General features: G+C 41.5%; 13 protein-coding genes and 2 pseudogenes. 4 read left to right on the top strand and 11 right to left on the bottom strand.

The genetic code is table 11. The features are described from left to right. Positions 1-14: 14 nt before the first annotated feature. Positions 15-455: a hypothetical protein gene (locus SK32_RS26600; RefSeq protein ID WP_016246254.1), complete on the bottom strand. Its 441-nt coding sequence runs from the start codon at positions 453-455 to the stop codon at positions 15-17. 356 nt (positions 456-811) lie between these two features. Then, on the bottom strand, positions 812-1798 hold the full coding sequence (locus SK32_RS14810; protein ID WP_048213046.1) for an ankyrin repeat domain-containing protein: 987 nt from the start codon (positions 1796-1798) through the stop codon (positions 812-814). A 519-nt stretch (positions 1799-2317) separates the two neighbouring features. On the opposite strand from SK32_RS14810, the gene SK32_RS14805 reads away from it, so the two are divergent. Beyond that, positions 2318-3015 (top strand): IS1-like element IS1A family transposase gene (locus SK32_RS14805; protein ID WP_103215986.1). Its coding sequence is split into 2 segments (ribosomal slippage): positions 2318-2567 and positions 2567-3015, totalling 699 coding nucleotides; the frame shifts between segments, so codons are not numbered across the junction. A gap of 45 nt (positions 3016-3060) precedes the next feature. Here SK32_RS14805 and SK32_RS14800 read toward each other — a convergent pair. Genes SK32_RS14800 through SK32_RS14790 form a run of 3 tightly spaced genes read right to left on the bottom strand, consistent with a single transcriptional unit; the run spans position 3061 to position 9036 of the window. Then, on the bottom strand, positions 3061-6300 hold the full coding sequence (locus SK32_RS14800; RefSeq protein ID WP_021536850.1) for a type I restriction endonuclease subunit R: 3240 nt from the start codon (positions 6298-6300) through the stop codon (positions 3061-3063). Positions 6301-6358: 58 nt separating this feature from the next. Continuing rightward, the gene (locus tag SK32_RS14795; RefSeq protein ID WP_048213045.1) at positions 6359-7492 is read right to left on the bottom strand and encodes a restriction endonuclease subunit S; all 1134 of its coding nucleotides are present in this window, start codon (positions 7490-7492) and stop codon (positions 6359-6361) included. Then, positions 7489-9036: a type I restriction-modification system subunit M gene (locus tag SK32_RS14790; RefSeq protein WP_023294350.1), complete on the bottom strand. Its 1548-nt coding sequence runs from the start codon at positions 9034-9036 to the stop codon at positions 7489-7491. Before SK32_RS14790 ends, SK32_RS14795 begins: the two co-directional genes overlap by 4 nt. A 978-nt stretch (positions 9037-10014) precedes the next feature. Here SK32_RS14790 and SK32_RS14785 point away from each other — a divergent pair. Then, positions 10015-10374, top strand: a complete 360-nt coding sequence (locus SK32_RS14785; RefSeq protein ID WP_048213044.1) for a hypothetical protein — start codon at positions 10015-10017, stop codon at positions 10372-10374. 30 nt (positions 10375-10404) lie between these two features. On the opposite strand, the pseudogene SK32_RS26465 reads toward SK32_RS14785, so the two are convergent. Together SK32_RS26465 and SK32_RS14775 are read right to left on the bottom strand one after the other, a co-directional pair. Next, positions 10405-10717: pseudogene (locus SK32_RS26465) on the bottom strand (hypothetical protein); the annotation flags it as partial. A gap of 119 nt (positions 10718-10836) precedes the next feature. Further along, the gene (locus SK32_RS14775; RefSeq protein ID WP_048213043.1) at positions 10837-13722 is read right to left on the bottom strand and encodes a TrlF family AAA-like ATPase; all 2886 of its coding nucleotides are present in this window, start codon (positions 13720-13722) and stop codon (positions 10837-10839) included. 446 nt (positions 13723-14168) lie between these two features. Between SK32_RS14775 and SK32_RS26460 the strand changes: the two genes are divergently transcribed. After that, complete coding sequence (locus SK32_RS26460) at positions 14169-14411, top strand: DUF4102 domain-containing protein (protein ID WP_320338604.1); 243 nt, start codon at positions 14169-14171, stop codon at positions 14409-14411. Between the two features lie 23 nt (positions 14412-14434). After that, positions 14435-14944: pseudogene (locus SK32_RS14765) on the top strand (transposase); the annotation flags it as partial. A 187-nt stretch (positions 14945-15131) separates the two neighbouring features. On the opposite strand, the gene sitD reads toward SK32_RS14765, so the two are convergent. The 4 genes from sitD to SK32_RS14745 are packed head-to-tail and all read right to left on the bottom strand — an operon-like array spanning position 15132 to position 18569. Continuing rightward, positions 15132-15983, bottom strand: a complete 852-nt coding sequence (gene sitD, locus SK32_RS14760) for an iron/manganese ABC transporter permease subunit SitD (RefSeq protein WP_048213041.1) — start codon at positions 15981-15983, stop codon at positions 15132-15134. Then, a complete protein-coding gene (gene sitC, locus SK32_RS14755; protein ID WP_048213040.1) occupies positions 15974-16837 on the bottom strand; it encodes an iron/manganese ABC transporter permease subunit SitC in 864 nt (287 codons plus the stop codon). Before sitC ends, sitD begins: the two co-directional genes overlap by 10 nt. A gap of 2 nt (positions 16838-16839) precedes the next feature. Continuing rightward, positions 16840-17655 (bottom strand): iron/manganese ABC transporter ATP-binding protein SitB, encoded by an 816-nt coding sequence (gene sitB, locus SK32_RS14750; RefSeq protein WP_048213039.1) that lies wholly within the window; start codon positions 17653-17655, stop codon positions 16840-16842. Further along, positions 17652-18569: a metal ABC transporter substrate-binding protein gene (locus tag SK32_RS14745; RefSeq protein ID WP_048213038.1), complete on the bottom strand. Its 918-nt coding sequence runs from the start codon at positions 18567-18569 to the stop codon at positions 17652-17654. The genes sitB and SK32_RS14745 overlap by 4 nt, the downstream gene beginning before the upstream one ends. Between the last annotated feature and the right edge of the window lie 160 nt (positions 18570-18729).

Raw genomic sequence — 18729 nt, 5'->3', positions numbered from 1 at the left:
ATTTTTCTCCTCTGTTAAGCGACTAATCTGATATAGTTGTCATGGTTGGTTTTATATTCCTTTATTTTTTTAATGTCTTCGTAAATTCGAGCGAGTGAAAACCATGAGATCTCTTTCAACATGTTTTTGTTGCTTACATACAAAATGTTACCACCGCGAAATGAAAAAGCATTATGGAATGTACTTTCATTCGTCGTTTTGAGAAATCGAATGAAATTTTTTATTGTCTCTTTTTTGTTCATGTTATAAGAGGTGAATGTATAGATAGAGAATACGGTTAAAATATTTCTCTTCGAGACCATATGTCTTGAGAAATAATCGAAATAAAATCTTTGCTCCTGAGTGTCACTTTTGCAGAAAAAAGAAAATTGTGGATTATATAATCTATAAAGATCTGCGTTCTTTTTTGTTTTGGCGAGATAGTTAGTCAGGCTTGGATATTTTGTTTTATTCATTTTAGTTCTCCTTTATTTAATTAACAAAGGAAATATATATTATTAAATAAACAAAATGCAAATATATTTTTATATTTATTTAATTAAATAGTTATATTTTTATTATATTTCATATAAGGTGTTGTTTTTCATTGTTATTTTATTTTTATCAAAAAGTGCTGTGTTTTATTTGATTGATTTGGTTTGAGAGTAGTGATTGATATAGTATGAATTGGCGATGAGGGTGTTTTAAAAAATAAATTTATCAAAGTGCAAAGGTGCAATGTGGGGCTTTGTATTAAATTAATGATGTTAGCGCCCCTTGGCTATCTAACTAAAGGTTAAAGCCAAGGGGAGAGTGTTCAGGCAGATTCAATTCATAATCTTTTTTTTGTAATTGCTTTACAGGTAACTGGTTGAAGCGTTGTTCGTAAAACCTTTTGCTCTCTCTGTAATTTGTCCCGGAGGATTTCTTCATAAAAGTAGCGTTCTTTTAGCGATTCTATATCAACTTTTATATCATTACGTATTAACCATTTAATTAGCAGTCTTCCTGCATAGTGCGTCAGTAGATATGTACTGCTTATGTAAAACCAAACATGACTAATGTCTGTCAGCTTCTTTAGTTGTAAAATTAATTTTTTAGCGTCGGCATTTGTTGGTGTTATGATACATTTATCACTTATCTCAAATTCATTTTTTTGTTTTATAAGCAATGACAACAGCTCAATTGATTTAAATGTAATGTTCTTGAATACAATTTTTGAACTATTTGTAAGGTGAATATTACGGATAAGGAAGCGCATGTAGTTATCATTTTTAGATTCCCAGTGCGTATATTTACCAACTATGCTATTATTTTCTGACTGCCAGTGATCGAATGCTGTCTGTCCACTTATATTTTTATGATTAATGTCGCAACCAGCCTCAATTAGTGCATCGTACACATATCCTTCAAATGGAATGAAAAGAAAGGAATTGCCATAGCTATCTTTGGTATGGATATCTAGTCCTGCTTTGATAAGATATTTTACTAACCCTGGTGAAACATCAATATGTTGAATCGCAAGGGTGCCTGACTTATTCCGGTGGTTAACATTAATACCATTGCTGACAAGAAGTTCCACTGTTTCAACATTTTGAGCATAGAATAATGCATTATTACCGTCATTATCCAAGTGGTGAATGTCAATGTCAGCGTCAATCATTGCCTGTATAGCTTCAGGTACATTACAGGTAAAAAGAGCAGTTTGACCTTTACTATTGCACATATTTATATCCATGCCAGCCTTAAGGCAACGAAGGACACCATTTTTAGACTTTACACGGAATAGGTTATTTTTATTATTTTCTCTTGATATCATTGTTTATCTCCTTTTTTGTTGTTTTCAAGATATTAATGACACCAGATTTTACGGTATTCAAATTTATTTTTGTTTTATTAGGGGGTATCTGATTTTGTTTGCTTAAGGTTATTCTTAACTTAATGGAACATAGGGACGTTAAGGTTATCCTATGTGATGTGGATTAACCATTTTCACAAGAATATTTATCCATATTGGAGCTAATCTGTATAAAGGAGATAATTAGAGGCTCAGATATTAATACTATAGAGAGTAATGCTATAGGATATGGAAAAGATCATGTAATATAATGGTGGTTATTAATGTTCATCTTAATTTTGGAAATTAAATGAGTAGTGTTTTTTATGAGGTTTTTTGCTGTTGATAATTCTTATAAAAATTTGAAGAGCATCCTTTAAGTTATTCGGCTTGAGGATGCTCATTTAAAATTTAAGCAGCGTAGTCTTTTTCAACAGCCAGGAAGGGGTGATGCTGCCAACTTACTGATTTAGTGTATGATGGTGTTTTTGAGGTGCTCCAGTGGCTTCTGTTTCTATCAGCTGTCCCTCCTGTTCAGCTACTGACGGGGTGGTGCGTAACGGCAAAAGCACCGCCGGACATCAGCGCTATCTCTGCTCTCACTGCCGTAAAACATGGCAACTGCAGTTCACTTACACCGCTTCTCAACCCGGTACGCACCAGAAAATCATTGATATGGCCATGAATGGCGTTGGATGCCGGGCAACAGCCCGCATTATGGGCGTTGGCCTCAACACGATTTTACGTCACTTAAAAAACTCAGGCCGCAGTCGGTAACCTCGCGCATACAGCCGGGCAGTGACGTCATCGTCTGCGCGGAAATGGACGAACAGTGGGGCTATGTCGGGGCTAAATCGCGCCAGCGCTGGCTGTTTTACGCGTATGACAGGCTCCGGAAGACGGTTGTTGCGCACGTATTCGGTGAACGCACTATGGCGACGCTGGGGCGTCTTATGAGCCTGCTGTCACCCTTTGACGTGGTGATATGGATGACGGATGGCTGGCCGCTGTATGAATCCCGCCTGAAGGGAAAGCTGCACGTAATCAGCAAGCGATATACGCAGCGAATTGAGCGGCATAACCTGAATCTGAGGCAGCACCTGGCACGGCTGGGACGGAAGTCGCTGTCGTTCTCAAAATCGGTGGAGCTGCATGACAAAGTAATCGGGCATTATCTGAACATAAAACACTATCAATAAGTTGGGACCATTACCAAATAGTTTATATGCTAAAAATTTAGGGAATCATTTTCCTAATTCTCCAGCTAAAAGTTCAGCCTGCTTCAAAATGGTCTCTGTGGCGAGCAAGGACATATCGGGTGGATAACCATATTTTTTGAGCAGACGTTTTACCACCACGCGAATTTTTGCTCTTGCTGCTTCTTTCACTGTCCAGTCAAGACTGACATTGTTGCGGATAGCCTCCGTAAGTACGACTGCCAGTTCTCGTAGTTTTTCCTTTTCCATTAACTCGCGAGCACTGTCGTTATCTGCAACAGCAGAATAGAAGGCATATTCATAAGCGCTGAGGTTTAACTGGGTGGCAAGGCTGTCAGATTCCTGGATAGTCTTGGCAAGCTTGATTAGCTCATCAATTACCTCCGCTGCGGTCAGTACCTTGTTCTGGTAGCCATTGATTGCAGAGGTCAGCATATCAATCAGTTTTTTGCCTTGGGTGATACTTTGATTCGAGCGAACCTTGATCTCGTCAGAAAGCAGTTTTTTAAGCGTTTCCAAAGCAATATTTCTGTGTTGGTAATCCTTCATTTCCTGAAGGAATTCTTCAGAAAGAACGGAAATATCAGGCTTTTGTATCCCAGCAGCGTCAAAAATATCAACAACTTTATCGGTAACCAGAGCCTGATCGATAGTCTGTTTTACCCGAACTTCGAGACTGTCATTGTGTTCTTCTTCTGATCCGTCTGAGTTTTCAGTAAATTTATTCAGTCTGGCTTTTACTGCCTGGAAGAATGCTACTTCGGGTGCCGCTTCCATTGCTTTATCGTGCGGTGTCGCCAATGCAAATGCCTGCGATAAGGCTGCAACCGCAGCCAGGAAACGCATTTTACCTTTACCGTTATCCAGCCCTAAAATATGGTTTTCTGATTCAAGAATAATTGTCAGGCGTTGTGAGGTAGTTGCGGCAAAGTAAGCTTTGTAATCGTATCCATGCATCATGCCTTCCAGGATTTCCAGCTTTTCCTGCATGAGCGTTACGGCTTCTTCCTGAACCTCAGCAGGATCTCCACGTCCACCTGCATCAGAGTAAAAGGAGAGGGCTTCTTTTAAATCAGAGGCAATGCCCAGATAGTCAACAACCAGACCGCCTATCTTATCTTTATACACACGGTTCACACGGGCAATTGCCTGCATAAGGTTGTGGCCTTTCATTGGTTTGTCGATATACAGCGTATGCATGCTGGGAGCGTCGAAGCCGGTTAACCACATATCACGCACTATCACCAGTTTCAGCTTGTCGTCGTCATCCTTCATACGGTTAGCCAGAACCTGACGTTCTTTTTTTGTGGTGTGGTGTTTGGCAATTTCTGGCCCGTCAGCAGCAGAAGAGGTCATGACGACTTTTATTATACCGTCATTTAAATCATCGCTGTGCCATTCAGGTTTTAAGGCTATGATTTCTTTATATAGTTCAGCAGCAATACGGCGGGACATGGTAACAATCATGCCCTTACCATGATCGGCATTGGATTTTAAGCGCTGCTCAAAGTGCAGAACCATATCCGCCGCAATCGCTTTAATACGTTTTGAACTGCCAATCAAACCTTCGATTCTGGCCCATTTAGAACGTTCTTTTTGCGTGAGCGTCAGTTCGTCCTCGTTAAACTCATCATCAAAGTCTTCAATAAGCTGACGACCTTCATCACTGATGGCAATTTTGGCAAGACGGCTTTCATAAAAGATACGAACTGTTGCACCATCTTCAACGGCCTGCGAGATATCGTAGATATCAACATAGTTACCAAAAACAGCAGGCGTGTTGACGTCCGTTTTTTCTATGGGGGTTCCGGTAAAGCCGAGATAGGTCGCATTAGGTAAGGCATCACGCATATATTTGGCAAAGCCATAAACAGTGCGCTTACCTGTAACGTTGCCTTCACTGTCTTTCACGTCAACTTCTTTGGCGCTGAAACCGTATTGTGAACGGTGGGCTTCATCAGCGATAACGACAATATTGGTTCTGTCTGACAACAACTCATAGATATTGCTGCCATCATTAGGCTGGAATTTTTGAATAGTGGTAAACACCACACCGCCAGAGGCTACGCGCAAATATTCTTTGAGTTCTTCCCGGTTGTCGGCCTGTTTTGGTGTCTGACGAAGTAGCTGGGTCGCGGAAGAGAACGTACCGAATAGCTGATCATCCAAATCGTTACGGTCAGTAATCACAACAACTGTCGGATTATCCAGCGCCAGCACAATTTTCCCGGTATAAAACACCATCGAAAGCGATTTACCGGAACCCTGAGTATGCCAGACTACGCCCGCTTTGCGATCTCCGGTTTTTTGCGCATTAACAAGATCTTTACTGTTACGTCCCTGCTGGCGCAGTGCCACTTCGGCAGAGGGGGAGTCCGCATTCACCGCTGAGGCACGAATAGTGGAAAGAACTGCTGCATTGACCGCGTAATACTGGTGATAAGCGGCCATTTTTTTAACAGTGCGGATACTGATAATCCCTTGGCTGTCTTCATGTTTACTGGCTTCAAACACGATAAAGTGGCGGATCACATCCAACAGCGTTACAGGATTAAGTAACCCCTGTAATAAAACCTCAAGCTGTGGTTGGGTACTGGTGGCTTGTGTTTTACCATTAGCTGTTTTCCACGTCATATAGCGACTGAAATCAGCAGAAACTGTACCCGCCTTGGATTCCAGTCCGTCTGAAATAACATTAAACGCATTGTAGGTAAACAGGCTGGGTATTTGGTTCTGATAGGTTTTAATCTGGTTATAAGCGCCCAATACCGTAGCATTTTCGTCAGTAGCATTTTTTAGTTCAATAACGACTAACGGCAGACCGTTGATGAACAAAATAAGATCCGGCCGGCGGGTATGGTTGCCTTCTTTGATGGTGAGCTGATTAATGACCAGAAATGCATTATTAGTGGGATCGTTAAAGTCGATCAGGCTGGCCAGCTCCCCTTGTGTATTACCATCCTTGCTGACTTCGATATTGATTCCTTCGGTCAAAAGGCGATGAAAGGTTAGATTGTTTGCCATTAGGTCAGGTGAGCTGATCTGCATCACCTGTTTTAGAGCTTCCTCACACTTCTGCTCACTAAGGTGCGGATTAATTCGTTGCAATGCTGTACGCACTTTATCTTCAAGGATAACCTGCTGATAGCTACGTAACGGATTGATTCCACTGGGTTCAATGTCCGGGCCGTAAACATACTCATAGCCCAGCCCTTGCAGGTGCTCAATTGCCATTACTTCAATATCGGATTCGGTCATCTTTGCCATGCGTACTGTCCTTATTGCCGCTTAACCAGAGAGCGGGCTGTACACCCGCATAATTATTTTATGCTACTGATGCGATTGCTTCTTCTGCATACTGAACCCGTACTTCACCGTTCATCAGTTTGGGAAGTAGGGTATCGCGGAGATTTTCTAGTGTTTTAATTTGCTGAGTGTTCGTCTCTTTCTTACTAAATATCGGAGATATTTCTTCATTAAATTTCTCAATTGAATTTAAAGAAGGAAACTTCAAGTTTACAGACTCGAAAGTTCTTGTCGTAATAGTGTCAAATACGCTGCCATAAGCCGCTGTCAGCAAATCATCGACAATAAATCCAACCAGAAGATATATGAAGAAAGGATAGCTTCCAATTTTTGAAACAATGCCATAATTGGATTGACTAAAAGCCATATCTCTTGCTAAAAGAGCGTACTTTCCCACTGTACCACGAGCACTTATAACGGTTGAGTTTTTAGGCAGCAATTTAGCTGAACTGTTTTGAAGTCCCGCTAAGCTTATAGACTTTTCTGTGCTATACAGATAGCCTTGATGAGCTGCTGAAATATCTCCTCCGGAAATCCAAGGTATCTCATCGGTCCAATATTCAGCAACTGAAGTTTTTGGCGTTCCACCTCCAACTAATGTGAATATATCTAGGACATTTTTTTCTTGCCATTCATCATTGCTATCCACATCAAACCATTGCCTAAACAGTGTTTCAGCCATAGATTCCAGCGTTTTATTCTGGCGATGAAGCAGGTCTATTTTGTCATCAAGAGAGGACAGTACAGAGGCGATGGCTTTTTGCTCTGGCAGTGAAGGTAATAGGATCTCTTGACTATAAGCGGTATCCCTGTTTAGTCCAGGAACAGCGCTATCTTCGTTCAGTTCTTCCAGCCCTAATGTTTTCAACAAATAGAATAAAAAAACAAAATCATATTTCGAAGGGTTAGGTAAAATATAATAAGCAGTATCAATACACCAAAATGGTCCATAAGTTAAGTACGCTTTCCCAACAGTTCCTTTACGACCAATAATAATTCCTTGTTCGTTTATTAATGCTTTGTTATGCCAACCAGTTAATCCACCTGAACTATATACAGGTATAGAGCCAGCATTCCTATCCTGTGCCTTTAATGCTTTACCATAATTAAGAATGACAATCTCACCAAGTTTAGTTTTTATCCACTGACTCATAAAACCACCTTCGCCAGACTCTCAGCGATAGACTTATTCAGATGCGCTTCTTCTTCCAATTGTGCTTCAAACTCCGCTTTAAGAGCCGTAAAACGTTCTTTAAAGTCAAAATCGTCTTCTTCGTCAGCAAGGCCAACATAACGGCCAGGCGTCAGCACATAATCAAGTTTAGCGACTTCATTGATATCGACAGATGCACAGAAACCAGCCACATCTTCGTAGTCGCCACCTTTGTTACGCCAGTTATGGTAGGTGTCAGCAATAGTTTTGATATCTTCGTCAGAAAGCACTTTGCTACGGCGGTTGATTAAATGACCAAGATTACGGGCATCAATAAACAGAATTTCTTTACTGCGATCACGATAATGACTGCTGTTTTCACGATCTCGGCGCATAAACCATAAGGCCGCTGGGATCTGGGTATTCAGGAACAGTTTTGCGGGTAAGTTAACGATACAATCAATCACATTGGCATCTTTGACCAGTGCTGCACGAATATCACCTTCACCCGAACTTTTAGAGGTTAAAGCCCCTTTTGCCAGCACAACGCCAGCCTGACCTTTTGGCGACAGGTGATACAGGAAGTGTTGCATCCAGGCAAAGTTAGCATTGCCGGCAGGAGGGATACCATATTGCCAACGGGCATCACCACGAAGCTGCTCACCGGACCAGTCGGAAACGTTAAACGGTGGGTTAGCAATGATAAAATCAGATTTTAAATCTTTATGAGCATCGTTAAGGAATGAACCTTCATTATTCCAGCGAACGTGTTCGGAGTTAATGCCACGAATTGCTAGGTTCATTTTTGCCAAACGCCAGGTGGTCTGGTTGGACTCCTGTCCATAGATCGAAATATCGTCAATATTTCCCTGGTGTGCTGCCACAAATTTTTCTGACTGAACGAACATACCACCAGAACCACAGCAGGGGTCAAAGACTCGGCCTTTATAGGGTTCCAGCATGTTAACCAGCAGGCTTACGATGGATTTTGGCGTATAGAACTGACCGCCCTGTTTGCCTTCTGCCAGTGCAAATTCACCAAGGAAGTATTCGAATACGTGGCCTAATACATCAGCAGAACGCGCTTTGGCATCTCCCAGTGCAATGTTGCCAATCAAATCTATCAGTTCACCCAGCACGGTGGCGTCGAGGTTCTGGCGAGCGTAGACTTTCGGCAGCACACCTTTTAGCTGTGGGTTACCCGCTTCGATAAGCTCCATAGCATCATCAACCAGCTTACCGATTTCAGGTAGCTTGGCCTTAGATATTAGATAGTTCCAGCGTGCAAGCTCAGGGACAAAGAAAATGTTGTAAGCGGTGTACTCGTCTTTATCTTCCGGGTCAGCGCCTGCGAACTCGCCTTCACCAGCCTTCAGCAACTCATAATGAGATTCAAAAGAATCAGAAATATACTTAAGGAAAATGAGGCCCAGCACGACATGCTTATACTCGGCTGCATCAATGTTTTTACGCAGCTTGTCTGCCGCTTTCCACAGGATGACTTCTAACGGATCTGTTTTGATTTCTTTAGGTTTTCTTGCCATTGGCGTAACTTCGTGAATTAGGATGGTAGCCCTATTTTGCCTTAAAGTTCCGCTTGTTACGAGCTTATACAGCGATTAATTATTATCTGATTTTAGTGTTTTCGTTCAGCTCAGCAAGTGCAATGACTCATGGGGTAAGTGCTTTGTAACAGGGTTGTTGATGTCAGTCGTTGGCCCTCAATGGAGTCACGGTCATAGGCATAATTGCTGTATAGCTGTTAATGTTTGTCTGGGTGAATTTCTACTATTCGGACTAACACCAAGTGAGTTCCATACTACATAACTGTGAGAATTTTCTGTACCCTTCACTCTATCCTCTTCTTGCATATTTACAGGAAGATAAAGCAAAAGATACAAAACTTTGTAATCAAAAAACTGTCTTAATGTACTTACATCACGTTTAGTTATTAAATTTTTTGTCATGGTGAAAATTTTTACTTGGTCATTAAAATTCATCGGGTGTTAATATTCTAAACGAATAGGATGTCAAGCTAAAATGATGTGTCAAGTTGTTTGTAAAGTGAGAGGTTTATTTTTGGAAGAAATGCTTAAGAGAAGTATATATGATATTTGCCTGAATATAATTATTGATATGCAAGGTTGGCAGAGGTTTTCTTTCTTTTCTAACCGAAGGGAAGAAAAGCAAGGGGAACTCGAAGAAGCAAGCGCAGCGGCTTCGCAGAGTTAGCCCTTGCTTCATTTCGCTATAATAATAAAAAATCGCAGTGCCTGATATTTTATATAAAGATATACAGCTTAACTTGCATTTATTTTAAAGCTTCTCTTGCAGCACAGAAGATGCTATAAATTTCCGCTTCGGTTGAATAGATGACACTGTATGGTGCTTATAATTAAAAAATTATTCACTCAAGCAATTCTTTTTATAATAAATATTATTTATTTAACAAAAACGCTTGACATTCTTTCTTAAAGTGATTAATTGTAATGTTGTATAAATTTAAAACAAGAGGTTAAATAATGACTGAATATAATACGGCCTTCAATGAAGTAGACTTGCTTATGAATGAGATGCTTGAGAAATTAAATATATCATTAAATGAAACGAATTTATATCCAACTGATGATATGTTTCGGATAATTGTGCAAGAGATTGATGTTGAAAATTTAAAAATACTATCTTTTATTTATAACGAAGGATCTCAAGAGGTTATAGACAATATGACTTCCGTAATAAAAGAATTCATGTACTGGTGGGGAGATAATTTAGATTATGGTACTATTAATATCCAATCTCTAATTGCAAAAAAAGAAGAAAAAATAATTTCTTCAATCATATTAGAAAATTCAGATAAAGCTAAAAACATAAAAAGAATTTGATGGTTAATTGCAATCCTGACAATCATGCTCTCATGACCATTTTTTAGAGGGATGAGGGGCTGTTGCATTCACTTCATAGGAATACCTACTCATAGAGGCTGTCTGGCACGAGCGAAGCTCTTTGATCTGTTTCTTGACTGCGAAGATCTCTGTTTTAGCTAACTCACTATTGCTACTTTTTGCATCAAGATGGCTTATAAGGCGGTTCAGCTTTTGGGATATGTTAGACTGTGATTTCCAAGCTTCAACATTGATAGCAGGAACGACAGGAGGAAGCCTATCAAAGAGGTTAATCGAAGCCATTCGCCTTGCTTTTGTTTCCACGTTTAGCATTAAGAATCTCAGTGTAGGTCAATCTTCGTGCTTAGATTTTGATTTTTTCAACAGAACGGTGAAAAGAGCAAGGGACAAGAGAAGCTCCGCTTCTCTTAGTCATACCTTGCTAACATTCCTATATATCATTTAGAATCTTAGGCCATATTTTATTTCTCTTTCTTTAAATGCATCCTGGCCTCCCTCCAGAATTTCACATACATGTTGCCTTATACCCATACTCTTGAGAAGGCAAGTATCCTGTATTTTTTCAAAAGTATTTTCAAGTGCATTACTGATATATTCAAACTGATACTCTTCATTCTCACCATCTTTAATTTGACCAGTTTGGTTTGCAACAATAACACATTCTGAATCAGCGGAAACAACAAGGTTTGCGTTATGAGTAACCAATATTATTTGTCTCGTTTTTTTGCGTTGCTTAATAAACCTGTTCAACTGTTCATAAATAGTTCTGTTATCTAAGTTATCTTCTGGTTGATCTATGAGTATTGGATGCGATGCATTGCTCAGGTGCAGCAATAAATTCAAAAGAACTAACCCTCTTTTACCGGGAGACATTTTTATTATTTCATCATTATTATAGATAATTTCATAATCAATGAAGAAATAGTCATCGTAGAGTGTGTAAAGGATATCCTTTTTAGTAATCCCTTTCTTCACTTTGGGACAGGTTTCTTTTTTTGTATTTGCTAAAATGGTATTTATTTTTTCTATATGGTTTACTACATCAAAAGCAAAAATCTCTTTAGGATCATATGCATCACCCATTAAAGGTTGTAAATTGCCTCTCATGTCATAATTATCTATGAATTTATCAAATCCATCTTTATTGAAACTCAGTTTAGGGATTATTTTCATATCATCAGAAATACTATATTGCTCGGATGATAACTCAATAATATAGTCTTGATATAAAGACATTAATTCTGCATAGTTTGTTTGTAAATTAGAAAGGTTGTCTTTTGCATCTACTAATAATTTATCTATTACTTGTTGCAGTCCATTTATTTTGCTTAGTTTTTCTCTTTCGATACTTATTTTTTTGGTAAATAAGTCGAGGCTTTGTTTTTCCTTAACTTTTAATAATAAAGGAGTGATCTCTAACTCTGATTTTTCTTTTATTTGTGTGATTTTATCGATGAGTTTTGGTATTTTATTTGTTTTCAACTCAAAATGCTTTTGAGTTTCTAAGCGAATACTGTCCATACCTTTTTCAATAATGGAATAGTATTTTCTGGAAAAAATAGCAGTATCCGCAACACTTAATGAGGATGCTAAATCAGATTTTAAAGCATTAGTGTAATCTAGAAACCTTTCGTGTAGGCCAGTTATTAGCTTTGTGGAGTTTAAATGATAGTTATCAACTACTCTTAGTCTATTCTCAGAGTTTTTTAGAATGGTGTTGAGTTTATTGTATTTTATTATTTCTTGCTGATTGAATCCTGATTTTTCTCTTAGTTTTTTACATTGTTCTTCTAATGAACTGATCTCCTTTTCAATAGAGAATTTATCACCAATCTTATTTCTTTCATCACATAATGTTGTGTAATTATCTGAAAATGTCTGATGAAGTTCAATTTTTTCTTTTATCTCTTTGTTTTTTAATTTAATTTCAGAGTCTTTTACTTCACTGAATTCATAAAAATCTCTATTCTGCTTCAGAATTGACTCGATAAGTTTTTTGAGCTGATTTTTTCCTTCAACTTCCGCAAGTTTATTAATATACAATTGAGGTATGTAAGTTATAGGTTTTGTATCCTCTAAGTCAGAGAGCAAACTAATACTTCCATCATCCCATTCTACCTCAAAGTCAACACCTTGTGTATTATAGTTATCGGTGTCAGCTAAGTTTATATTTTCTAAAACAGCACTTTTATTTATAGCCGCTGCAATGAAGTAAAGTAAAAGTGATTTTCCAGAAGACTTTCCACCTATTATTGTATTCAAATCTTTATTTAAATATATCCAATTTTTGGGGAATTTTTTATCTTCACATATAAATCTTGCTCTTAATATCGTTTGATATCCAGCTTTTGTCTGAGGGTGAGATTCTTGGATTTTAACTCTCGACTCAGGCTCATATATTATTTGTTTTAGCCCATCAAAACTGAGATTAGCTTTTATCCAGGTGTGTCTGTTATCGTCAGGTTTAAACATTTTATCTGAGGAGTGTGCATCTGAACCCCAAACGCAAGGTTTTATGTTTCCAAACTCTTTCAGATAATCTCTTATCGTCTCGTGTTTTTCACCTTTGCAAAAATCAATAGTGCCACTATTTGAAGTGAAGAGCATGTGTGATTGCATTATGAGATGCTTCCGAACGGCATGGCCTTGACTCTTCCAACTGACTTTACTTAGATCTTCGTCTGCTGGTAAAGCTAATATATATTTTCCTTTGAATTTTCCGTTCGTGTTTAATATGTCTTTGAGTTCATCAAGATTGAAGCATGAATTTATCATCCCTACAAATAAAGGATTTTGTCCAGCAAAATTATGTTGATGTTGGCATAGTTTTTCGCCAAATTCGATTATATTCTCTTTTGTGAAGTTTCTTCTGTCTGTTCTGGCACCTGGTTCTGAATAAAAATCAAATTTCAGACAGTTTATAATTTCTTTTTCTATGGTTTCTGGAGAAACAGAATCACATAATAAGAGATGGTAATTTACTTTTCTATTCCACCTTAAATCTGATTCCTTTCCGATAACTAATTTATCAATTCTGAACTCGATGTTTGGTAATACCCTTATTTCTTTAACTAACTCATAATTTTCAGCACCTAATAATTGCTCCATTCTTTCAGGGTTAGATAAGTAGTCATTTTTTATCTTTTTATATCCATCTATGAAAAAATAATCAGTAATCCCTATTACTTTTATATTTTCTTCGATAGCTTTAGTGAATAAATCAATAATATATTTATCCCAGTCGTCTCTATATTCGTTTCTCAAAACTGATGCAGGAGTATGGACATGAAGATCCCATTTATTCCATTCTGAGCCTCTACTGAACATTTCTTTCTCCATCTGAATTAAATTTATTTTTTATTTAATAGGATGATGACCTATACTTATTCAGAATATAACTTAAATCTGTGTGAACAAGAAGTATCGTTCCATTATTTTTTGATGACTTGGTATACTCCCCTAAGCTATCTATCATTGCTTTTTTTTAAGATATAGTAGCCCATATGTATACCAAATTTGGTTAAATATTGAATTATTCAATAATATCAATAGGTAAGATGTTGAATGAAAGTACTGCTGCATCATGGGGGTGTGAGAGTCTAGATTTTCTATTGTACTCATTGGAGTGTGATGTCCATATTTCTTAATTTTTAATGAGTTAGTGATTTTTGTGGTTATCATTAGGTTTCACGGTGTCTCATCGAATATCATGACATCCTACATTTAACAGTAGGAATTCATGACTGCATACGGTGCATGATAACGGAGTCTTTATGGTAGTAAAACAAGAGGGAAAGCCACTTTCGTTTAAAGCGGTAAAAATGATGAAGCCTGGTGGCAAAGATGAAGCTGACGTGGGCGAAAATCGTGGTTTACGTCTCTCATGTGGTGCCACCGGGATGAAGTCTTTTTCCTACCGTTACGCGAGTCCCCGACTGGTAAACTTGTTCAGTTTAAAATTGGTAACTTTCCACAACTTCTCTCGTTTGCTGCACGTTTTAAACTCCACGAATTAAAGCTTCTCCGTCAGGCCTGCCGGAGTCTGAACCAGAACTGGTCTATCGACTTTATGCCTGATACCCAGGTCTGTGGCCGTCGTTTTCGCACGTTCAATGTCGTTGATGACTTTAACCGTGAGGCGTTGTCGATTGAAATCGAACTGAATCAGCCAGCTCTGCGCGTGGTCCGTGTGCTCGACAGGATCGCGGCAAATCGCGGCGATCCGGTCACGCTACGCATGGATAATGGTCCGGAATTTATCTCACTGGCACTGGCTGAATGGACAGAGAAACATGCAGTAAAACTGGAGTTTATCCAGCCGGGTAAGCCGACACAGAACGCTTTTATTGAGCGCTTTAACCGAACATACCGTACAGAAATACCCGATTTTTATCTGTTCAGAATGCTGAATGAAGTGCGGGAAATCACGGAGAAATGGTTATCTGAATATAACTGTGAACGCCCGCATGAATCACTGAACAATATGACACCGGAGGAATACCGACAGCACTATTATCTGGCCGGGATCTCAAAAAATGCCTGGAACTAAAACGGGTCTATTTACACCACACCCCAATGTACTATTGAAGTGTGGCTGGTGAAGTTTGTATCAAATTACTCATTCATTTCGTGGTTGCTCTTTTTTATCTTATTGAATATCGATAATACCCGTCAGGATGCGGAAACGAGGTTTTAGAGGCATAAGCATCATTAGCTGACATATCATGAAGCATTATTTATACATCATGCAGCTGAAGTTGATTCTCTAAACGCCGATCGCGCAGCGTTGAATAAATAAAGGTGATGACAAACAGCAGGGAAAATAAAACGACTATGGTCGGCGCGGGGGCACTGTCGATGAAAAATGACAGGTATACACCCAGAAATGACGTTGCAACCGATATGGCGGTAGCCAGTAATAATGCCTGGGCGAACCTGCGCGTCATTAAAATCGCAATCGCTCCGGGGGCAATCAGCAAGGAGATCGACAAAATAATACCTACCGACTTTAGCGTCGCGACGATAGTCAGGGCTATCATACACAGCAGACCATAATGCAGCAGTGTGGTGTTAAGACCGCTGGCCTTTGCCTGGTGCGGATCGAACGCATGCAGTAGCAGATCTTTCCATTTAAGCCCGATGATAAGCGCTATCCCCAAAGCGATAACCGCAGTCTGCGCAATGTCGCCCAGCGAAACGCCCAGCATGTCACCGAACAAAATATGGTCCAGATGAATTTCAGACTGGATTGACACATACAGCACCAGTCCGGCGCCAAACATACCGGAAAAGACGATCCCCATCAGGGTATCGCGCTTGATACGGCTATTATCGTCAAGATACCCGGTGGCGACCGCGCAGAACAATCCGGCGACAAAAGCGCCAATCGCCAGCGGAATACCCGCAATCCAGGCCAGTACAATCCCCGGAAAGACCGCATGGCTCATGGCATCCCCCATCAGCGCCCAACCTTTCAACACCAAAAATACCGACAGCAGCGCGCAGGGGACGGCGACGATAACGGAGATGGTCAGCGCGTTGACCATAAAGCTGAACTGAAAGGGTTCCAGTAATGTGGTTAAGAACATGAGGACTCCTTGTTCACCTGCCGGGCGCGGCGGCGATTCGCCAGCAGACCGTGTTTGGGGGCGAAGACAAACGCCAGCAGGAACAGCAGCGTTTGCAGTACGACGATAATTCCGCCGGTTGCGCCGTCCAGCCAGTAGCTTAGCCAGGCGCCGAAAAAGCTGGTCAGGCTACCGATAGCCACAGCGATCGTCAGCAGACGAGGAAAACGATCGGTCAACAGCCATGCGGTCGCGCCAGGCGTGACCACCAGGCAAATGACCAGAAATGCGCCGACGGTTTGCAGTGCAGCAACGGTGGAAACGGAGAGCAGCGTAAAAAATAGCAGCTTCAGCCGACCAGGATTCAGACCAATAGAGCGTGCATGGTTTTCATCGAAAAAGACCACCATCAGGTCTTTCCACTTCAGCAGCAGGATAGTCAGTGAGATGACGCCGATGATCGCCAGTTGCAAAATATCTTCCGGCGCAATCGCCAGCACGTTACCGAGAATAATGGTCTGGATGTTCACCGACATCGGATTGAGCGACACCATAAACAGCCCGATACCGAAGAAAGAGGAAAATATCAGTCCGATAATCGCATCTTCTTTCAGGCGTGAGCGCTGATTGAGAAACAGCATACTGCCCGCAGCCAGTCCCCCGGAGAGAAATGCCCCCAGCGCGAAGGGAAGCCCTAACATATATGCCCCAGCAACACCGGGAACGATGGAATGCGATAGCGCATCGCCAATAAGCGACCAGCCTTTGAGCATCAGGTAGCATGAGAGGAACGCGCACAGGCCGCCGACCATCGCCGAAACCCACATGGCGTTGAGCATGTACTGGTAACCAAAGGGTTCTGTCAGCCAGTTCATGACTATTCCCCCTCGCGTGCCGCGCGGCGCGAAATAAACGGGCGCTCATCATCGGTAATCACATGCTGCTCACCCCCACTCAATGCGACGTGACGCAGAACGCCGCTAAATGCCTGTTCAAGGTTCTCGGTGGTAAAGGTGGTGTCAGTTGGACCGCTTGCCAGCACGGTGCCTTTAATCATTACCGTGTAATCACAAAACTCGGTGACCGAGCCCAGGTTATGGGTGGAGACCAGCATGGTTCGGCCCTCATCACGCAATTCGCGCAGCAGGTCGATGATACGGGCTTCGGTTTTTACATCCACGCCGGTGAAGGGTTCATCCAGTAAAATGACCTGCCCATCTTGTGCAATGGCCCTTGCCAGGAAAACGCGTTTTTTCTGCCCACCGGAAAGTTCACCAATCTGGCGATGGCGATATTCCAGCATATCAACCCGCGCCAGCGCCGCATCCACGCAGGCGTGATCGTGCGCCTTTGGCCGACGCAGCCAGCCCATATGGCCAAAGCGTCCCATCATCACCACATCTTCCACCAGTACCGGAAATGACCAGTCCACCTCTTCAGACTGGGGCACATAAGCAATCAGATTCTGTTTTAGCGCCTTGTTGACCGGCTGTTGCAGGATAGAGATTTCCCCCTGTGCCAGCCGGACAAACCCCATCAACGCCTTAAACAGTGTTGATTTCCCGGAACCGTTGACACCAACCAGTGCGGCAATCGAGCCGCCCGGAACCTGAAACGTGGCATCCCGCAGTGCAGTGTGGCCGTTGCGATACGTCACCGTAACCTGATTCACGGTAATCGCAGATTGACTCATGGTTGACTCCCAAGGCCGTTATTGATGCCGTTAACAATGGTTTGTGTGGTGACGCGCAGTAGATCCAGATAGGTCGGGACCGGGCCGTCGGCAGCGCTGAGTGAATCGACGTACAGCACGCCGCCGTAATGTGCGCCAGACTCCCGGGCTACCTGACGCGCGGGTTTGTCGGACACGGTACTTTCGCTAAATACCGTGGGGATCTGATGCGCACGTAAGGTATCGATCACCTTGCGTACCTGCTTCGGCGTACCTTGTTGATCGGCGTTGATCGGCCATAAGTACAGTTCTTTCAGGTCGTTATCGCGCGCCAGATAGGAGAACGCCCCTTCGCTAGTGACCAGCCAGCGTTTATCGGCAGGAATTTTGGCAAGTTCGGCCTGGAGCGGCGCGAGCGTTTGCTGAATTTCTGCTTTATAGCGATCGGCATTCTTCTGGTAGGTCGCTGCGTTTTCCGGGTCATATTTCATTAACGCATCGCGAATGTTATCCACGTAAATGAGTGCGTTGTCTGCTGACATCCAGGCATGCGGATTGGGTTTTCCATTGTATGGCCCTTCGCTGATGCCCATCGGTTTTACGCCGTTTGAGACCATCACTTCCGGTACGCCGGACAGATGTTGGTAGAAGCGGGTAAACCAGAGTTCCAGATTGAGACCATTAGAGAGAATTAACTGCGCGCCCTGCGCCCGCTTAATGTCGCCTGGCGTGGGCTGGTATTCGTGAATCTCTGCCCCGGGTTTGGTGATTGAACTGACGTCTGCCGCATCGCCTGCCACATTGCTTGCCATATCAGCAATGATCGTAAACGTCGTGATGACCTTGAACTTTTCTTTCGCCCAGGCAGGCGACAGCGTAAGTGCCGTCAACAGGCTGGCAAGGAGAACTGACTTCAGACGAGGCAGATGCGGCATAGTATCCCTCACAACAAAGTGGTTAATTAATCATCGAATATAGCCTTTGCTATGTTATATAGCACATGGCATAAATAAATGAAAATAATTCTTATTTGCGTAGGGTAAGGATGTATCACCTTCAGGTAATAGTGCTGCGTATTTTTAAGGTGTATTATTT

It is taken from the genome of Citrobacter sp. MGH100, assembly GCF_001034465.1.
Classification (GTDB): domain Bacteria; phylum Pseudomonadota; class Gammaproteobacteria; order Enterobacterales; family Enterobacteriaceae; genus Citrobacter; species Citrobacter youngae.
This window is presented reverse-complemented; position numbering and strand designations above follow the sequence as displayed.